This is a genomic window from Methyloceanibacter sp. (assembly GCF_050728395.1).
In the GTDB taxonomy this organism is placed as follows: Bacteria; Pseudomonadota; Alphaproteobacteria; order Rhizobiales; family Methyloligellaceae; genus Methyloceanibacter.
This window is the reverse complement of the sequence record NZ_JBOHJB010000058.1, coordinates 1-18821: the sequence shown is the minus strand read 5'-3', so window position 1 is coordinate 18821 and position 18821 is coordinate 1. Positions and strand designations below refer to the sequence as shown.

Sequence of the window (18821 nt, the reverse complement as noted above, 5' to 3'; positions counted from 1 at the left end):
GGATCGCAAGGCGATCCGACCTCCCCCTCAAGGGGGGAGGTGAAGAGACGTCACCAACGGCGCGCGCAGCGATCCAGTCGGCGCGAAGCGGCGGCAAGCCGCTTTGCACATCGATTGAGGCGCCAGCGTCGGTGTAAGCGCCCGAGGTGTCGTAGACCCGGAACACATTGCTTTGGCCTGCCGCTTCGCTGCTTGTGGCCGAGGTCGCATCACTCAGCGCGATCTCGCGGAACGGCACTTGCACATCCTCATGGCCTTGCGGCGAGGAATAGATCTTGCGGCTTCCGTTAAGCGGCCCGGTGGTGACCTTGGGCGGGGCAACATCCTTGGCTGAGATCGGCTTGTTCATCGTCGCACTCCTTGTACGGCCCTCATGCTGAGGAGCGGCCGCATGGCCGCGTCTCGAAGCATGCCGGTCAACATCGCCCATCCTTCGAGACGGCCGCGCTCATCCTGAGCAGGCCGTCCTCTCCTTCGAGTCACTCGCTTCGCTCGTCCTCAGGATGAGGACGGCCGGTCGAAGGACGCGGCCTCCTCAGGATGAGGAAAGGAGATCTCGGGGGCGCTGGCGTTGGGGCAGTATGCTTTCCCTGTCCCTTCGCCGGCATGACCCGGATCAGGTTCAAAGGGTCTCCGCCAGGGCCTTGGCACCAAGGCAAGCGAACTCTCAGCCCCTTTCCCTGGGGCTCCCCTCGGACTGGCATCACTCTAGGCCGACTTTATCGTTTGCGCTACCGCGCTTCGCGCTACTTGAGCGCTTCGTTATTTGCGCTACCGCGCTTCGCGCTACTTGAGCGGGATCAATGCGGCGTGCGCGCCTCGCCGGTCTTGCGCCGGGGGCGTTTGGCGCTGCGTGACGCCGGGCTTGCGCTTTTTGCCGCACTCACGCGATGGGACGGCCGCCGCCGGCCGCCATTCCAGATGTCCTGATAGCCCATCACCGTGAGGAAAGCGCCGAGCGCGAGCGTGACGATGGCGCCCGCAAGCGGCCAGCGTTGATGCGCGATGACCTGCTCTCCGACCCTTTGCGCCATGGACATCGCCAGGATGCGCATGATGCCGCCCACGAGAAACAGCCAGCCGAAGATGGTGATGAGCACGCGCCAGTCGCGGGTCCACAAATGATGCACATTGAGGATAGCGAGGCCGGCTGCGAGCGTAAGGATGCCGGTGATGTAGATCAGCCCCCGATCGCGCAGAAATTCGCCGGCCATGGCCCTGAAGGTGTCACCCTCCAGCAGGAGGCCGATGCCGATGATCAGCAGCACCGGACCCAAGATGCGCGCGATGAATATCGAAGGTGTCATGCGTCCCCTCATGGCGGCCTATTGTATCGGTGCAAGGCTTGTGTTGGCGACGTAGCCCAGCGATTTGCCGTCCTTGGCGACCAGCACCCAACCTTGCTCGGTCCTGACTAGAGCGACGAGGCTTCCTGGCGCAAGCTTGGACACCGCCGAGCCTTCCCCTCCCGCGGTAGCAAAAACATCGGCCGGCACGATCACTACATGGGTCGGCTTGCTTTGGACAGCGTCAATTGGCGCCTGGTCTTTCGCCGCGACCAAAACCTTGTTGCTAAGGGTGAAATTCGATCCCACGATTTTCATCTGCGGCACTTGCCGCTGTTTGAAGGCCTCGTAGCTCAGCTCCGGCACCTTCTGGTCGACAAAGCTTGCAAGCTCTGTCACCTCGATCGTGCCGTTGCCGCTGGTGTCGGCCGCCCCGAGCGCGTCCAGCACCGCATAGGTGAAGACGCCGTGTCCACGGTAGCCCTCAAGCGCCGGCGCGTCCTCGGTCGAGGCTGACAGCACGGTGCGGCCCATGGCCTGGGTCATCCGGTCGAGAGCGGCGACGCGCTCTAGCCCGCGCTGCGCCACCTTCTCCCCGGTCAAGGTTCCGCTTTCGCAGGTGTCGAACAGAAGCACGCTGCGCCGCGCCGGAATTTGCGCGAACCACGCCTGCAGCCTGTCCTGATCGATGCCCTTGTCGACGATCGACTGCTCGCCCTCATAGCGGAAGTCCTGCGGCACGTAGTAATAGCGGCCGTCGATGGTCTTACCGTGGCCGGCCAAGAAAAACACGAAGGCGTCGCGCGCATGCGCCTCGCCAGCCAACGCGCCGAACACCTTGTCGAGATTGGCGATCGTGACATCGGCATCCTCGACCTTCCTAACCTCCACGCTGCTGTAAAGCGTGCCGGCGCCGGATTGACGGAACGCTTCGGCGAGCGCGTCGGCGTCGGGGACGGCGTAAGTGAGTTTGAGCCTCCCATCCCAGTAGTCGTTCACCGCGACGGCGAGGACATACAGCTTGGGCAAAGTGGCGCCGGTGTCCCCGTCCCAATTCACCGTGACCTTGGCGGGCTCCGAGGCGATGAGGTTCTTTTCGTTGTAGGCGATCAGTTCGATGTGGTTCTCGCCGGGCTCGAGCGACAGGGTCCGCTTGATCGCCGTTGCCGACCCGCTGGCGGCAGAGGCGGGCGCGGCGGGTTCAGCCTCCACCCGGGACAGCCCGCGTTCATCGACGCCGAGGGTCGTGCCGTTCACCCGCCACTCGACCTTGCCGACGCCGCCGCCCTGATCGGCGACCGAGGCTTCGACGGCCACCTCGTCGCCATCCGCCGTGGATCGATCCATGGGGCTGACGATGGAAACCTTCGGCGCGGCGCCGCTGCCGATCACCTTGTCGAGATCGAGCTTCGCCGCGGCTTCCTTGACCTTGCCGTCCGGGTCGCCGGCAAGCTTCTCTTGCACGAGATCGGGGCGGTACAGGGACTGATAGACCTGGTCGATGCCGATGGTGCCGAAGCCTTCGACGACATGGAGAAGCTCGGCGCCCTTCTCCGAGGCGGTGAAAAACCCTTCCGGCGTGATCGTCACCCATTCGCCAGAGGTGCCGTGCACGGTGGTCGCAAGAAGTTGGTCTGTTTCGGTCGACCAGATCGCACTGGTGCCGTCGCTGTTCCCGACCGCCAGCCGACGACCATTCTGAAAAAATAAAATCGACTTACCGACACCTGGGTTTCCTGCCAATTGCCGGATGTCCTGACCGTCGCTGACGTTGCGTATGCTCACGGTCGTGTCGCTTGCGGCCGCGGCCAGCCACCGATGATCTGGCGAGATCGCAGCGGTCTCGTATTTCAAACCCATTTGGCTCGCCTGCCATGAAGCACGGCCCGCGGCGTTGTAGACCTTCAGTCCATCCCAGCCCCAGCCGACAAAGCTCTTGAGATCCTGCAGGTACACAATATCCGACGGTGTATTGTCGCTCGTATCGACTACACTTTTGATCAAGCGCCCCGAGGTGACATCCCACATCTTAAGCGCCATGCGGAGATCGTCATCTGATTCATTTACCATGGCCGTAAGGAACCGGCTGTCCGGTGAGAACAGAGGATCGAGGACGATGTCCCAAGGCGTGTCGAAGGTCCAAAGCACCTTGCCGCTCGCCGCGTCCCAAACACGAATCTTCTTCTCTGATTTGTTGCGGCTGAACACCGTGGCGGCGACCAGGCGGCCATTCGGAGCAATGGCATATCCGTGACCGCCGACGATTACGTCCACTAACGCCGACGGAATGGTCGGGGTGGGCGAGGCCACATCCCACAATTTGAGTTTGTTGTCGTTGTTGAATCCCAGCAGCCAGGGACCGCCTTGGTCCGAGCCGACCGATGGAACGAGATCGCCGAGCTTCGTCTCCCCTTGGACGAACGATTCGATCGGCTGACCATTCGTAGCATCCCACGACCGGACCCATCGTCCGCCGTTACTCGAGATGATCAGCCTATCCCTGGGCGCCGGGACAATGATGACGTCATCGTTCCCCGAGCCGAACACCCTCACTGGGTTCAACGTCTCGGCACTGCGCAATTCGACCGTCTGATCGTCATTGAACGCTATGAGCGTCCCATCCGGCGAATAGGCTGCGGTATCGACCGCCGTCTCGGTCGCGACCGAGTTTAGAAGGCTGCCGTTTGCCACATCCCAGACTTTGAGCGTCTTATCCTCACCGCCAGAGGCAAGGCGGCGTCCATCGGGAGAAAACGCCACAATTCGTACTTCGCCGACATGCCCGGTCAGCGTGCGGAGGAGTCGACCATCCGCGACATCCCATAGCTTGATCGTTCCATCTCTGCTGCTGGAGCCCAGCATCCGCCCATCCGGCGATACCACCGCCGCGGTGACGTCATCCACGTGCGAGTCAAATACTTTTTTCAGCCTTCCAGTCGCCGCTTCGACCAACTCCACGCGTGCGATCGCGCGCTGATAATGCTTGCCATAACCGAGAACGATCCAACGATCGTCTGCCGAGATCGACATCGTCAGCGGGGAAAAGAATGAAAGACCGGCGATGTTGCGGCCGGTGATGCGATCCTTCGCGACCTGACCGAGCGAACGACCGGTGGCGATCTGCCAGCGGTCGATGTGCTGATAATTCTGAAAATACCTAACCGTGATAAGGTCGCCTTGCGACGTCACGCCATAACGCGTCGGGGACAGTTCGTAGCTTGGTAGGGCGATCTTTCTGGTGGCGGTCCCGCTAGCCGCATCGAAAAGGTAAATCGTATCCTCGACGTAGATCACCACGAATTTGCTGTCGGCGGTGATCCGCAGATCAGAAATATACGGAATGCCTGGCGCGATCGTACGAAGCAGCCGTCCCGTCGTGACCTCCCACAGTTTGACGGTTTCGTCGCTCGCCAGCGATGCCAACCAACGCCCATCTGGAGAGAACACGACGTCTTTGACAAAGCCGGAATGACCTACGTTGACGGTGGGAACCACTTTGGCGGTCTCTTGCGAATGAACGGTGCTGACCATGGGCGCCGCTTTGCCGCTCGCTTGCCTCTCGGCAACGGCGAACGGCACGAGGAGGCCGATGCCGAGCAGGCTCAAACAGACGGGGGCTACGATGCGAGACAGGAGGTGGGTCATTGTCATGAGGTGGTCATAGACATCAAGAAAGCCCTGTCGGACCGAACCGGGCATGAACGTTTGACGGTCGAGCTTAAGCTTAATTCAGCGGCAGTGCATCCCTCCCCACCCGTGGCAACGAAAATCTTGCGGGATGCGGCCAACCGGGCTAAGCCTCGGCCATTATTCTGCCGCTCTTGACCTTGCATTGCGGGCCTGGAAGCGAGTACTCCCGGCCGACCCACCTCCCGCCGCAACCGAGGTACGACAGACGTGAATCAAGACGCTTCGACCGAGGTCCGCGCCAAGACGAGCGCCTTTACCACCTGGCGATGGGTGGCGCTTGCCGCCGTCATCGTCGCCACCGTGGCCGGCGCCTTCCTTTATTGGCGCCATAGCGAACTCTACCCCAGTACCGAGAACGCCTATACCGGATCGAACATCGTCCGCGTGGCCTCGGAAGTGAGCGGCCCGGTCATCCATGTCTATGTGCACACCGATGAGCGCGTGAAGGCCGGCGACCCGCTGTTCGACATCGACCCCATTCTCTATGATGCGGCGCTGCGCAATGCCCGCGCCCAGTTTGATGCCGCCGCCGATGCCGCCGGAACCGCCGGCGAAAATCTGAAGAAGGCGGCTGACACTCTGGAGCAAAAGCGCGCCGCGCTTGAGGATGCGCTCAAGACCTATCGCGACGCGAAAGACGCGCAAGCCCCTGAGGCGCGCCCCTCCGACCAGCTCAACACCGCCGAGAGCGCGTGGCAGGATGCGCTCAAGGCCTATCGCGAGGCTGAGGACGCCTTCAACAAGGAGCAGGACAAGCCTCTGACGGTGACCACGCCCACCGTGCAGCTCAGAGCCGCCTCAGCTCAGCTCTCCAAAACCACCCATGACCGTGTCAAGACCCACGCCACCTCCCCCTCCGACGGCATCGTCTCGAATGTCACCTTGCGGCCCGGCGCCACGGTCCAGGCCGGCCAGCCGCTGTTCGCCATCATCGAGGCCAACCGCTGGTGGGTCGATGCGAACTTCAAGGAGACCGACCTCGCCCGCGTCAGGGTCGGCCAGCCCGCCGATGTGCGCCTCGACATGTATCCAGCCACGACCTTCAATGGCACGGTGGAGAGCATCAGCGCCGGCTCCGGCGCCACCTTCTCCGTGCTGCCTCCGGAAAACGCGAGTGGGAATTGGGTGAAGGTCACGCAGCGCTTTCCCGTGCGCATCGCCCTCACCAACCCGCCGGCCGACAAGCCGCTCCGGGTCGGCGCCAGCGCCTGGGTTATGATCGACACCACTCAGGACAAAAAATGACCCGGCGCAAACCCGCCGCCAAGAAACCGCGTTCGCCGCGGCAGCCAGAAACACCGCTCCCGCCCCCTAAGCCGCCGCGAATCCGCCCGCAACCGCCGCTGCCTCCTGAGCCGCCGCGCATCCACCCGAAGCCGTCGACGGCGCTCGTCGTCGCCGTCGTGCTGACCGCGGTCCTGGAAGTGCTCGACATCACTATCGTGAGCGTGGCGATCCCGCACATGCTCGGCACTTTCGGCGCCACCTCCGATCAGATCACCTGGGTGCTCACCTCCTATCTCGTCTCCGCCGCAGTGGTGATGCCGCTCACCGGCTATTTGTCCGCGAGGCTCGGACGCCGCCGCCTCCTGATTTTCTCCATTGTCGGCTTCGTGATCTCCTCGGCGCTGTGCGGTGTCTCCTGGAACCTCGAAAGCATGGTGGTCTTCCGGCTGGCGCAAGGCATTTGCGGCGCGCCGCTCGTGCCCTTGAGCCAAGCCATCCTGCTCGACGCCTTCCCGAAGGAGAAGCACGGCCAGGCGCTCGCCATCTTCGGCCTTGGCATCATGGTGGCGCCAGTCCTCGGACCGACCTTCGGGGGATGGCTCACTGACACCTTCGTGTGGCGCGCGGTGTTCTATATCAATGTGCCGATCGGCCTGTTTGCGCTCCTGCTTGCCATGGGCAACTTGCCCAAGAGCGACATCCGCTTCCTCAAGACCGATTGGACCGGGCTCGTCCTTCTCGTGCTCGCGGTCGGCGCGCTGCAGATGGTGCTCGACCAGGGGCAGACGCGCGACTGGTTCAACTCACGCTTCATTCAGATCTTCACTGCCATCACGGTCTTTGCCAGCTTCGCCTTCTTCATGCGCGGCTGGAACAATCCGAAGAACATCGTCGATCTGTCGCTGCTCAAGGATCGCAACTTCCTCGCCGGGCTGCTCGCCATCACCGCCTATGGCGTCACTCTGTTCGGCACCATCGCGCTCCTGCCGCTGCTCACGCAGCGTCTCATGGGCTATCCCGCCATGAACGCCGGCATGCTGTTCATTCCGCGCGCGGTAGCGAGCGCCATCGCGCTGTCGGTCACCGGCAACTACCTCATGCTGTGGATCGATGCGCGCATCCTGGTCGCTGCCGGCATCGTGCTTTCGGCCGTCGGCACCATGATGATGGCCGGGCTGTCGCTGCAAGCCGACGCCTGGGCCATCGCCGCGCCTGGCATCATCGCCGGCGTCGGCATGGGGCTGTTCTTCGTGCCGCTCACCGCCGTCGCCTTCGGTAGTATGGAGCACGAGAAGCTTGACGAGGCCGCCGGCCTCTATGCCCTGATGCGCGGCATCGGCTCCTCGATCGGCATCGCCGTGGTGAGCTGGCTGTTCGTCCGCCAGGCACAGGTGCATTGGGGCGACCTGATCACCCACATCAATCCGTACAACCCCGCGGTGCCGGCTTATCTCAATTCCCTTGGGCTCAACCCGCAATCGCCAAGCTCGATATCCGCCGTGGCACTCGAGATCGGGCGCCAAGCGCAGATGCTCGCCTTTATCGACTTGTTCTGGTTCATCGGCCTCGTGACCTTCGCCATCCTGCCGCTCGTGTTCCTGATGAAGCGGCCAAAGACGGCGGGCGTGATCATCCCGGCCCACGCCTGACGCGTGCGCAGCGATCTGCTCAGCAATGACAGGAAAGTCGCAGTAGCTACCAGCAGACCTTGGCGCCCGAAGTGCACACCACCGGCGACACGACGCCGTGCCAGCAGACGGTGTAGGACTTCGCCGTCACCACGTCAGGCTTGACGAAGAGATCGGCCGAGACCGACTCCCGCCAATAGGGTTGCGGCTTGGCCCGCATGGCGGTGACGGTGATCGCGCCCTTGCCCTTCTTGAAGTCGGCGACCGCTCCGGCGAGCGCCGCCTGGGCGCCGCTCAGCGCATCGGCCCTGTCCCAACCGTCCGCGGTTCCCACCAATTTGCTGCAACCGCCTGCATGCGCCGGCGCCATGCAAAGCCCTGCCACGACCAAGGCGCAGGTAGAAACGCAAAACAACGACCTCATGTAAGGACCCCCTTCGCACCAAATGAGAGCCGGCAGGATATAGCGGCGGGGGGAGCGTTGGCAGTGCCTCGCCGACGCATGCCATCGGTTCGCCAAAGCCTGTAGCGTTTGTGCCACAGTTCGACACCCAGCGTTCGGACGCAAACTCTGGCAATGATGTCAGCGCTGAGGCTTTGACAGTTACCGTGACGTGGTAAGTGCGTGTACACCCCTCCCATGGCATCGAAGCTCGTTCTCATCACCGGAGCCTCAAGCGGCATTGGCGCGGCGCTCGCCAAGCTCTATGGCCGTGCCGGCGCCAATGTGCTGCTGCTTGCCCGCAATGCCGAGCGTTTGGCTGCCGTGGGCGAAGCCATTCGGCAGGGCGGCGGAAGTGCCACCGCCTACGCCATCGATCTTGCCGACGCGAAAGCCATCGAAGAGACGAGCGCCAAGATCGCACGCGAAGTGGGCACGCCCGACGTCCTCATCAACAATGCCGGCGCCGGACGCTGGCTGCCGCTGGTCAAGACCACGGCTGAGGACGCGGCTGCCATGATCGAGGTGCCGTATCTTGCCGCCTTCAACCTCACCCGAGCCTTCTTGCCGTACATGCTCACCCGGCAAAGCGGCGCCATCGCCTGCGTTACCTCGCCGGCCTCCTATCTTGCCTGGCCGAACGCCGCAGCCTATATCGCCGCGCGCCGGGCGCTTGCCGGCTTCACCGAGGCGCTGCGCAGCGAGGTGAAAGGCAAGGGCGTGAGCGTGACCCTGGTCGTGCTCGGCGCGGTCGAGACCCCTTATTGGGAGCATAATCCCGGGAGCCGGCAGTACCTGCCAAAAGCGAACCCCTGGCTTGCGCCTACGCTCTCGGCGGAGGAGGCGGCGGAGGCCATCTTCGCCGGTGTGGAACGGCGTCAGCGCACCGTGGTGAAGCCCGCGATCTTTCGCGCCCTGTTCCTGCTCAACGCGCTCGTCCCCCGCCTCGTCGCGCGGCAGCTCCGGCACGCGGCGCGCAAGTCACCGCCCAACCGTGCCTGAGCGCTTCAACAGCCAATAGACCACGGCCGAGGCGATACCGATGATCGCCATCGCCCATATGAACCCGTCTGTATTGGCGGTCCAAGGCACGCCCTCGACATTCATGCCGAAGATGCCGGCAACCAGGCTCGCCGGCAGGAACACGGTGGTGACGATGGCGAGCACGTGCAGACTGCGATTGGTCTGCTCGGTGCTCTTGAGCATGATCTCCTCCTGCAGCAGCCGCGAGCGATCGCGCAACTCGACGATCTCGGTGTCGAGCCAATCGAGCCGCTGCAGAAGCTTCTTCGTCCGCAGATTGAGCGCCGGATTTTCGGACTCCTCGATTTCGTGCTCGAAACGCTGGATGAGCGCGCGGAGCGTGACGAGTTGCCGATGCACCCGCACGGTCGTGCGCCGCACGCTGCCGACCACCTTGCGGTCGACATTCGGCTCGTCGGCCAGAATCCTCTCCTCGGCGTGGTCGAGCTGGGCGGCGAGACCGTCGGCAAACTGATCGAGCGACTCGATCATCTGTCCGGCGATCAATTCAAGCAAGGCGACCGGCGATTGAACCTTGGCGCCGAGACGCAGCGCCTTGCGGGTCGCTTCGATGGCGTTCAGCTGATGCCTGCGGCTGGAGATGAACACCTTCTCGGTCAGGGCAAAATGCAAAAAGCCGATTTCTTCGGTAGGACCGCTCAAGCCGCAGACGAGATCGGCAAGGACACCGTAAAGGCAGGCTTCGCCTCCTTGCAGCTGCTGATGCTCGTCGGCGGTGACGAGAAGCGCGCGCGCCGGCTCCGGCAGCTCGGCTGTGGTGGCCAAGAATTGGCAGGCGCGCATATCGGCGAGGTTGAAATGAAGCCAGAGCCAGCCGCCATCCGGCTTTGGAGGCTGCTCGACATTGAGCTGTTCCGACGATCCATCCTTGTGGAAGCGAACGGCAAAGACCAAGCCCGCCAGGGGCTTCGCCTGCGCTTCCCTGGCATCGCCGGAAGAGGTGATCGCGACGGCTGACATTCGCTTGGGTTCCCCCGCCAGCTGAGAGCCGGAATGTTACAGTTGTGTGACAGACCCTTGCAGGCAGGAAAAACGCCGCGAACCTTTGCAAAACTGACACCCGTTCCGCCTAACATCGCGGCACCGCGGGGAGTTGGCCCTGTCGCAGCTCGGCGAGGGAACGCTGATGCGTTATCTGCTGCTGCCCTTCACGCCGCGCTACATCCTTCTGACCATCGCGCTTCTTGGGACCGTTGCGCTCGCGACCGTCGTGGCGCTTGATCCCGAAACGCTGCCAGCTCTCGCCTTGCCGCTTGTTGTCTTCGGCGCCTTGGTCCTCCTCGGCATTTGCGATCTGATGCAGACCCGTCACGCGATCCTGCGCAACTATCCGATCGCGGCGCATATCCGCTTCATCCTCGAGCATGTTCGGCCCGAGCTTCGCCAATATTTCTTCGAGGCGGAGAAGGACGGCACGCCTTTCCCGCGCGACAAGCGCGCCCTCGTCTATCAGCGCGCCAAGCAGCAGCTCGACACGCGGCCGTTCGGCACCCATTACGACGTCTATCGCGATCATTATGAGTGGCTGCATCATTCGATCCAGCCGAAGGAGCCGGCCTCGGAGCTGTTCCGCACCACGATCGGCGGGGCCGAATGCACGAAGCCTTACTCGGCATCCGTGTTCAACATCTCGGCCATGAGTTACGGCTCGTTGTCGGCCAACGCCATTCGCGCCCTGAACAAGGGCGCCAAGATCGGCGGCTTTGCCCATGACACCGGAGAAGGCGGCGTGAGCCGCTACCACCGTGAACATGGCGGCGATCTCATCTGGGAAGTCGGCTCCGGCTATTTCTGCTGCCGTAACAAGGACGGCAGTTTCTGCCCGGAGAAATTCGCCGACATCGCAACCGCCCCGCAGATCAAGATGGTGGAGTTGAAGCTCTCGCAAGGAGCGAAACCCGGGCATGGCGGCGTGCTGCCGGCAGCGAAAGTGAGCAAGGAGATTGCCGAGATCCGCGGGGTGGAGATGGGCCAGGACTGCATCTCTCCGGCAAGGCATTCGGCCTTCGCCACGCCCATCGAGATGATGCAGTTCATTGCGGGCCTGCGCTCGCTTTCCGGCGGCAAGCCGACTGGTTTCAAGCTCTGCATCGGCCATCCTTGGGAGTTCCTCGCCGTGGTCAAGGCGATGCTCAAGACCGGGATCACGCCGGACTTCATCGTCATCGACGGCAAGGAGGGCGGCACCGGCGCGGCGCCGCTCGAATTCATGGATCATCTCGGCATGCCCTTGCGCGAAGGCCTCACCTTCGTGCATTCGGCGCTGATCGGCGCAAACTTGCGCGACAAGATCAAGCTCGGGGCCGCCGGCAAGATCGTCTCCGGCTTCGACATGGCTCGGGTGATGGCGCTTGGCGCCAACTGGTGCAACGCGGCGCGAGGCTTCATGTTCGCCCTGGGCTGCCTGCAATCTCAGCAATGCCACACCGACCGCTGCCCCACCGGCGTCGCCACGCAAGACAGACTTCGCCAGCGCGCCATCGTTTTGTCCGACAAGTCGGTTCGCGTGGCGCATTTCCACCGCGAGACGGTGATCGCCTTGGCCGAGCTGATCGCCGCAGCCGGCCTCAACCATCCGCGCGAGCTTCGCCCCTACCACTTCATGCGCCGCACCGGGCCCGACCGCATCGTCAGCTTCACCGAGCTCTATCGCTTCATGGAGCCCGGCGAGCTCCTGTCAGGCACGACCCATCCGAGCCTCAAGGAAGCCTGGGAAGTGGCCTCGGCCGAGAGCTTTGCGCCGCAAGGCGCCTCAGGGCCGGGAAACATCATGCTCGCCGCCGAGTGAGGCTCGGCCGCGCGTTATGGCTTGTGCGAATTTCCCCTGTTTTCCAAAAGGCTGGGCCGTCCGATAATGCAAGGCGATGTCGCCCCTTGCCCGCTACGCCCCTGGCCTCGCCGGGTTGCTCCACTACAAATTCACTGACGCCCCTGCCGACCTCAGGGCGGGTCTCGCCGTTGCCGCGGTGGCACTCCCGGTTGGCATCGCCTATGCCGAGCTTGCCGGCTTCCGCCCTGAGGTGGGACTCTATTCGAGCATCTTGCCACTTGTGGCCTACGCGATTTTCGGCACCTCCCGCCAATTGATCGTCGGGCCTGACGCCGCCACCTGTGCCCTGGTTGCGGCGAGCGTGGCCCCGCTCGCCGCCGGCGACCAGGCAACTTACGCCTCACTTTCCGTGATGCTCGCTTTGCTCACCGGACTGCTGTGCATAGCGGCAAGCTTCCTGCGATTGGGCGGGCTTGCCGAATTCCTCTCGCGGCCGATCCTGGTCGGCTTTCTCAATGGCGTCGCGCTCTCGATCATTCTCGGTCAGGCCGACAAGATCTTCGGCTTCCCGGTGGTCGAGAGCGGCATCGTCCCGCGCATCGCAGAGATCCTTGGAAAGATCGGGGACATCCAGGGACCGACTCTTGCCGTCGCCCTCGGAACATTCGCTGTCATCGCCATCGTTCCTCGTCTCGTGCCGCAGCTTCCGGCCGCACTGGTCGGCATGGTGCTCGCCGCTGCTGCCGTGCTGATCTTCGATCTCGCCGCCTTCGGTGTGAAAACGGTGGGATACGTTCCGGCCGGCCTTCCGCCGCTTGCGGTGCCGCATGTCGACCCTGCGCTCCTTCCGGCGCTAATGGCAGACGCGGCAGGCGTGGCCTTGGTCAGCTTCTCGAGCCTGATGCTCACGGCGCGGAGCTTCGCGGCGAAGAACGGCTACGACATCGATCCGGACCAGGACTTTGCGGCGCTTGGCGCCGCCAATATTGCATCGGCCGTCTCCCAGGGCTTCGCCATCAGCGGAGCGGACTCGCGCACCGCCATGAGCGACGCTACCGGCGGCAGAACCCATGCGGTGGGGCTCGTAGCCGCAGCCGCGGTGGCGCTTGTGCTGTTGTTCTTCACGGCGCCGCTGCAATATTTGCCGATGGCGGCACTCGGCGCCGTGCTCATCGCTGCAGCCCTGTCGCTCATCGATTTTGACAGTCTCCGCCTGTTCTACCGAATCGACCGCACCGAGGCCCTTCTCTCCGTGCTTGCCACTCTCGGCGTCGTCGCCGTCGGCGCGGTGGACGCCATCCTATTCGCCGTGGCGCTGGCACTGTTGCGCTTCATCAGACTGATATCTCGCCCCCGCGTCGAAATCCTGGGCAAGGTCGAGGGCTTTCCCGGGTTCCACTCCCTCGCCCGCCATGACAAGGGTCAAGGTCTGCCGGGCCTTCTCCTGTTTCGCTTCAATGCTCCGATCACCTTCTTCAACGCCCCCTATTTTAGGCGGGAGTTGCTGCGAGCCGTCGATGAAGCTGGGCCTGGCCTGCGCCATGTCGTCATCGACCTGCTCCCCGTGACCAGCATCGATGCGACGGGGCTGCTGACCGTCACCGAACTCGGCGAGGCTCTCAACGGGAGAGGGATCGGGCTCAATGCCGCCGGCCGCTTGACCGAGTGGGACATCTGGGCAGCTGAGCGAGGCTTTGTCGGCCGTGGCATCGGAGCCTTTCCGACCTTGCGCCAAGCCGTGCGCGAATTATCCTCGCAAAAGCCACCACCTTGATCCCCGTCAAGGCCGCGAGCAGGCAAGGGCCTGCGGTCAGTTGTTCAGGAAGCCCGATAGGGTGTCGGCGATGCTGTTGCTCGGGGGACGCCCCCGCCGCCGCTGCTGCTGCTGCTGCTGAGCGCGAACCTGCGGCATGCGCTCGACCGGGGCGGCGACCTCTTCGACCATCGGCGGGAACGGATCGTAGGCCATGGGCTCGCCGAACATGACCGACGCCATGCGCGCGTCATGGCCGTACACGTCGTTGAAGGTGGTGGCTGAGCCGTCGTCGTCCACCTTCAAGGTGAAATAGGTGATGTAGACCGGGATCTTCTGTTTGAGCCCGATGTGCTGATCCTCGACCCCGCTTTGGATCGCCGAGGCGACCTTTTGCGCGCTCCAGCCCTGGTCCTTGTTGAGCAGGGCGGTAGCGAGCTGATCGGGGTTTTGCACCCGCATGCAGCCGTGGCTCTCCGCCCGCACGGTCTTGGCGAACAGGTTCTTCTGCGTCGTGTCGTGCATGTAGACGTCGTGCTTGTTGGGGAACAGGAACTTGATGGTGCCGAGCACGTTGTCGGGTCCGGGAGGCTGATAGACGTTGAGGCTGCGGATGTCGATGCGGTTCCAGTCGAGCATGGAGGGGTCGACCTCCTTGGTGCCGATGGCAACGCGCAGACCGTTGCGCGCGAACACCGACGTATCCCAGCCACCGCCACCGCCGCCGAAGAACCAATCGCCGCCTCCCCTGATCGAGGGCAGCAGCTCCTCCATCTTGATCGAGTTCGGCACGTTCCAATAGGGATTGAACACGACCTCCTGCATCTCGTTGGAGAATACTGGGGTCTGCTTGTCGGGCTTGCCAACCACCACCCGCGTGGTGAATTCAGGCTTGCCCTCGTCCATCACCCTGAGCGTGAATTCAGGGATGTTGACGGTGACGTAGAACGGCCCGAGGTCGTTGGGCAGCCAGCGCCAGCGTTCCATGTTGAGCAGGATGATCCTGGTTCTTGCCGGGCTCGAAGACCGCTGCTGCTCGCCGTTGAGCACGCGCCGCGTGCCGGGTCCGACCAGGCCGTCCGGCCGATAGCCGCGCTCTTCCTGGAAGCGTCTCACCGCCTGTTCCACACCGGCGTCGAACACCGTCTCCTTGGCTCCGTCGGTTGCCGGCACCTCGAGGCGCTTTCTGAGCAGCGCCACTTGCTCGTGCTCGACGCCGAGCTTGAGCACCGGCCCATCCGGAATCCTGACGACGCCGTCGTCGACATGGCCGCCCCGCGCCGCGATCAGCGCCTTGCGCAAGGCCTCGAACTGCGGCTGGTCGGGCTGGAAGCTCCGCAGATAGACGGCGGGTTCGGCGCGGATGGCCATGGATTCCATCACTTGCAGCGGATCGGGCAACGCGAGCGTGGGGTCGAGATTGGGATCGATCCGCGTCCAATCGAAACGCCCGCCACGGGCGTCGCGGGCGTAGCGCAGCACGGCAAGGTCGAGTTTGACCTCGGCGTCGGCGAGCGCGCCCGAGGCGTTCGGCGATTTCGCATTGAAGCCCTCGATCCTGGGGAGCGCATAGTCGGAGGCGCGCAAGCCGTAATCGTCGGCGTTGCCGATTTCCTCCATCACCGATTTAGCGCGGAGGTTCAGCCCGTTTTCATCCACCCAGAGCACATGGGCGTCGGGTGCCGAATAATAGTCAGCCAGCGCCTTGAACTCGCTGCCGGCCTTGGCGCCTTTGTCGGCGACGCGGGTGACGATGGCAATGCGCAAGGCCTCAGCCGGTCCGATCAGCGCCGCAGGCCCGTCGGGCTCGGCCGCGCGCGATGGCGCGATCGCAACCATGCAAACCATGGAAGCGGCCGACAACAGGCCAAGCGTCGCGCGAGAGGACAACCTCACAACCCGCTCCTGATGCTCGATGAACCCCCTACATATTTCGAACGCGCTACGCCCCGAATGCGAAATTGTGGCGGCGCTTCATCCCTCGCAAACCCGAGTCTCCGCGAGGCGCTCCCGCGACTCCCTCTGAACCTTAGTCGCGACAGCCGTTAAACTTTGCGCTGATACCGAGGCAAGAGCAAGGCAGGCTTGCTCCAAGCTTTGGCCAAGGCGAAATGTCGCGCGATTTCAATCCGTTCGGGAGCGAAAGGCCCGAATCCACCGGCGTGGCGGCCGACGCCAGGCGCAGTGATCAGCTGATCTGCGCCGGCCGCAAGAGTCGCGGCATCAACTCCTTGCGGATCAGCCTGATCGCGTCATCGACCCGCGCGCTGCGCTCCGGGCAGCCTTGCAGATCGCTGACGGCATTTTGCAGCACGGCGGTCGGTCGAGCGACGGCGCCGCACTCGATGAGCTCGTCAATGAGCCGCATGAGTATCGCGGTATTCGCCAGCGCCAAGCAGTCGTGGGTATCCTCGCTAAGCATGGCCGAGCCTCCTCGAAAATCGCGATTTCGCCTTGTTCCCTGCCAAGCTTAATAGGTGGGACTCTACCACGCCTTGGGTTCCGCAAAATGACATCCTAGGGGCTTGGACGGAGGCTAGGAGGCGAGCTTGAGCGGCGCCTTCGCAGCGGCATTCTCGCCGCTTGCCGTCGCAGCCTCTGTTAGAGGCGCCGTGGCGCTCGCCCCGAATTTCCTGAGCAGCCGGGCCATGTATTTGCGAAAGCGATAGTGCTGGATCTCGAATTTGTGCCAGGCGGTGTCCTTCCAAGGAATACCGTGTCCGATATCCGGGCTCGCCGTCGCCTTGAGCTTGCGGAACCAGTCGGCGCGGGCTGGATCGGAGGCCATCGCCACGATGAAGCTTGCGATCAGCTTCGCCTGGTAGTCGGCGATCTGCCAGACGCCCCCTTCCGCCGGCTCGAACAGACCGACCACGAAGAAATCGTCGAGCTCGCGATGGAAAGCGTGGATGAAGAGCTTGGAGCGGCCGTTCTCGTCGAGGATGAAGCCCCGATCCATGAACGGGAAGCTCGGCCTGAAGCCTGTGGCATAGGCGATGAGGTCGATTTCTTCCTCGCTGCCGTCGACAAAGTGCACGACCTTGCCCTCCAGCCGCTCGATGTCGGGCTTGGCCACGATGCGGCCATGCACGATGTGATCGAGATAGAGGGTGCAGGCGGTGGGGTGGGCCTCGAACAGCTTGTGGTCCGGAGCCGGCAGATTGTAGCGCCAATGCGAGCCGACCGTGATGCGCAAGCCCCACCAATAGAGCTTGCGCATCACGGCGCGGGGCAGAGGCCAGCGGCTGGTCAGATCGATGAAGGTGTCGGTCGGCTTGCCCATCACGATCTTCGGGAAGAAATAATAGCTCCGCCGCATCGAATGCACGGCGCGCACGCCGTCATGCGCGGCGTCATCGAGAATATCGACCGCGGAGTTTCCGGCGCCGACCACCAGCACGCGCTTGCCCTTGAGTTGCTCCTTCGACTTCACGTCGTGCGAATGCAGGATCTCGCCGGTAAAGGTCCCTGGGTAGCTCGGCCAGTTCGCCTCCCAATGATGGCCGTTGGCGACGACGAGCCCGTCATACAGCCGCGGTTTGGCTTCGCCTTCGATCTGGACCCGCCAACGCCCATCGACGCGCTCCGCGGACGTTACCCGCGCGTTGAAGGTGATGCGGTCGTAGAGCTCGAACTCGCGCGCGTAAGCGCGGAGATAGTCTTGCGCCTGCGCGCAGCTCACATAATGCGGCCACTCTTCGGGGAAGTCGAAATCCGGATATTTCGACAATTTCTTCGAGGAGTTGAGGTGGGTCGAGCCGTAGACCGCATGCGGGCTCTTCGGGTTCCAGATGCCGCCAATGTCGGCGAGCGCCTCGAAGCAATCGAAGGGGATGCCGCGCTCGGCGAAGGTTTTGGCGACCGCCAGTCCGCAGGCGCCGGCGCCGATGATGCAATATCGTTTCACCGCTCCCCCACCAAAATTTTCGCTCCTGTCGGCCCCTAGCCGCCGTGGATAGCACAGAAGCCTGAAGCGAGGCGACGCCTTGAAATCGAGAGCCGAGGCCGCCTGGTCCTTGATCTGGGTCAAATCCGTGGCATGTCACATCGGCTCTCTCAAGCACCGGCTGCTGTTGTATATAGCCGGGGGGCGTCCTTAACCACATTCCCGCCCACTGCAACTTGGCGGCGCTTTGCACTATGGTCTGGCGCGTCCCGCGCCACGCCGGGGAGACTGAATGGACATCAAGGACGACGTGACGATCCAGAGCTGGGACGGCACCTGGACCTACCGGCCCAAAGTGCTGGTCACGCCTGACACCGCCGACGATATCGTCGAGATCGTGAAGAGCGTGGTGCGCTTCCCCTCGCCGGTCCGCCCCGCCGGGTCGATGCATTCCACCGCGCGCATGAACGGCGACGACGGCGGCACCATGGTCGACATGAAGGCCATGAACCGCATCCTCAGATTCGGCGAGGACAGCGTGACGGTGGAAGGCGGCGCCACCTATATCGTGGTATCCAACGCGCTGAAGGAGCGCGGGCTGCAATTTCACGTCACCACCGAGATCGGCAACGTCACTCTCGGCGCCATGGCCACCGCCGCCACCAAGGATTCATCCTTCCCCGGCGGCTATGGGCAGATCAGCTCCTACGTGAGCGCCATGCGTTACGTCACGCCGGGCGGCGATATCCGCGTCATCAATGAGCGCGACCATCCTGAAGAGATGCAGGTGATGCGCTCGAGCTACGGGCTGTTGGGCATCGTCTACGAGGTCACCATCAAGGTGCGCCCCACGATAGCGCTCAGCGTGCGCCATCACTCGATGCCGCTTGCCGATTTCCGCAAGCGCTTCCCGGTGTACAAGGCGCAAGGCTTCGCGGTGATGTACTACATCTTCCCCTATGTGCGCCGCGTGCTGGTCGAGCTGCGCAAGGACAATCCCGGCGTTCAGCCGGTGTCGCGCCGGCGCTGGACCTACCGCAACCGTTTCTGGCGCAAATACGGCCCGGCCATCACGCTGTGGATCAAGGCGCGCAC

The 18821-nt window shown here is 63.5% G+C and carries 13 protein-coding genes, 1 pseudogene and 1 riboswitch; of the genes and pseudogenes, 6 read left to right on the top strand and 8 right to left on the bottom strand.

The features are described from left to right. The 3 genes and pseudogenes from ACREC7_RS11225 to ACREC7_RS11215 form a co-directional block, all read right to left on the bottom strand. Positions 1-349, bottom strand: a pseudogene (locus tag ACREC7_RS11225) (hypothetical protein); the annotation flags it as partial. Positions 350-576: 227 nt separating this feature from the next. Beyond that, positions 577-703, bottom strand: a riboswitch (TPP riboswitch). A 97-nt stretch (positions 704-800) separates the two neighbouring features. Continuing rightward, positions 801-1307, bottom strand: a complete 507-nt coding sequence (locus tag ACREC7_RS11220; protein WP_431555775.1) for a hypothetical protein — start codon at positions 1305-1307, stop codon at positions 801-803. An 18-nt stretch (positions 1308-1325) separates the two neighbouring features. Further along, positions 1326-4937: a caspase family protein gene (locus ACREC7_RS11215; RefSeq protein WP_431555774.1), complete on the bottom strand. Its 3612-nt coding sequence runs from the start codon at positions 4935-4937 to the stop codon at positions 1326-1328. 246 nt (positions 4938-5183) lie between these two features. Here ACREC7_RS11215 and ACREC7_RS11210 point away from each other — a divergent pair, with 246 nt between their 5' ends. Together ACREC7_RS11210 and ACREC7_RS11205 are read left to right on the top strand one after the other, a co-directional pair. Further along, the gene (locus ACREC7_RS11210; protein WP_431555773.1) at positions 5184-6221 is read left to right on the top strand and encodes an HlyD family secretion protein; all 1038 of its coding nucleotides are present in this window, start codon (positions 5184-5186) and stop codon (positions 6219-6221) included. Then, positions 6218-7852: a DHA2 family efflux MFS transporter permease subunit gene (locus ACREC7_RS11205; protein ID WP_431555772.1), complete on the top strand. Its 1635-nt coding sequence runs from the start codon at positions 6218-6220 to the stop codon at positions 7850-7852. The genes ACREC7_RS11210 and ACREC7_RS11205 overlap by 4 nt, the downstream gene beginning before the upstream one ends. Positions 7853-7898: 46 nt before the next feature. Here the strand turns inward: ACREC7_RS11205 and ACREC7_RS11200 are convergent, their stop codons facing one another. After that, a complete protein-coding gene (locus tag ACREC7_RS11200) occupies positions 7899-8255 on the bottom strand; it encodes a hypothetical protein (protein WP_431555771.1) in 357 nt (118 codons plus the stop codon). Between the two features lie 216 nt (positions 8256-8471). Here ACREC7_RS11200 and ACREC7_RS11195 point away from each other — a divergent pair, with 216 nt between their 5' ends. Beyond that, the gene (locus ACREC7_RS11195) at positions 8472-9275 is read left to right on the top strand and encodes an SDR family NAD(P)-dependent oxidoreductase (RefSeq protein ID WP_431555770.1); all 804 of its coding nucleotides are present in this window, start codon (positions 8472-8474) and stop codon (positions 9273-9275) included. On the opposite strand, the gene ACREC7_RS11190 is transcribed toward ACREC7_RS11195, so the two are convergent. After that, positions 9255-10277 (bottom strand): transporter, encoded by a 1023-nt coding sequence (locus tag ACREC7_RS11190; RefSeq protein WP_431555769.1) that lies wholly within the window; start codon positions 10275-10277, stop codon positions 9255-9257. The two genes, ACREC7_RS11195 and ACREC7_RS11190, sit on opposite strands and share 21 nt — an antisense overlap. Before the next feature lie 166 nt (positions 10278-10443). On the opposite strand from ACREC7_RS11190, the gene ACREC7_RS11185 reads away from it, so the two are divergent. Both ACREC7_RS11185 and ACREC7_RS11180 read left to right on the top strand, forming a co-directional pair. Next, positions 10444-12105, top strand: coding sequence for an FMN-binding glutamate synthase family protein (locus tag ACREC7_RS11185; protein ID WP_431555768.1), 1662 nt, complete (start codon positions 10444-10446; stop codon positions 12103-12105). A gap of 76 nt (positions 12106-12181) precedes the next feature. After that, positions 12182-13861 (top strand): SulP family inorganic anion transporter, encoded by a 1680-nt coding sequence (locus ACREC7_RS11180; protein ID WP_431555767.1) that lies wholly within the window; start codon positions 12182-12184, stop codon positions 13859-13861. A gap of 36 nt (positions 13862-13897) precedes the next feature. Here the strand turns inward: ACREC7_RS11180 and ACREC7_RS11175 are convergent, their stop codons facing one another. The 3 genes from ACREC7_RS11175 to ACREC7_RS11165 form a co-directional block, all read right to left on the bottom strand. Continuing rightward, a complete protein-coding gene (locus ACREC7_RS11175; RefSeq protein ID WP_431555766.1) occupies positions 13898-15736 on the bottom strand; it encodes a L,D-transpeptidase family protein in 1839 nt (612 codons plus the stop codon). Between the two features lie 292 nt (positions 15737-16028). Continuing rightward, entirely contained in the window at positions 16029-16262 is a 234-nt protein-coding gene (locus tag ACREC7_RS11170; protein ID WP_431555765.1) for a hypothetical protein, read from the bottom strand. A 114-nt stretch (positions 16263-16376) separates the two neighbouring features. Continuing rightward, on the bottom strand, positions 16377-17747 hold the full coding sequence (locus tag ACREC7_RS11165; protein WP_431555764.1) for a flavin-containing monooxygenase: 1371 nt from the start codon (positions 17745-17747) through the stop codon (positions 16377-16379). A gap of 271 nt (positions 17748-18018) precedes the next feature. Between ACREC7_RS11165 and ACREC7_RS11160 the strand changes: the two genes are divergently transcribed. Continuing rightward, positions 18019-18821, top strand: an 803-nt coding sequence (locus ACREC7_RS11160; RefSeq protein ID WP_431555763.1) for an FAD-binding protein, incomplete at its 3' end; no start/stop codon positions are given.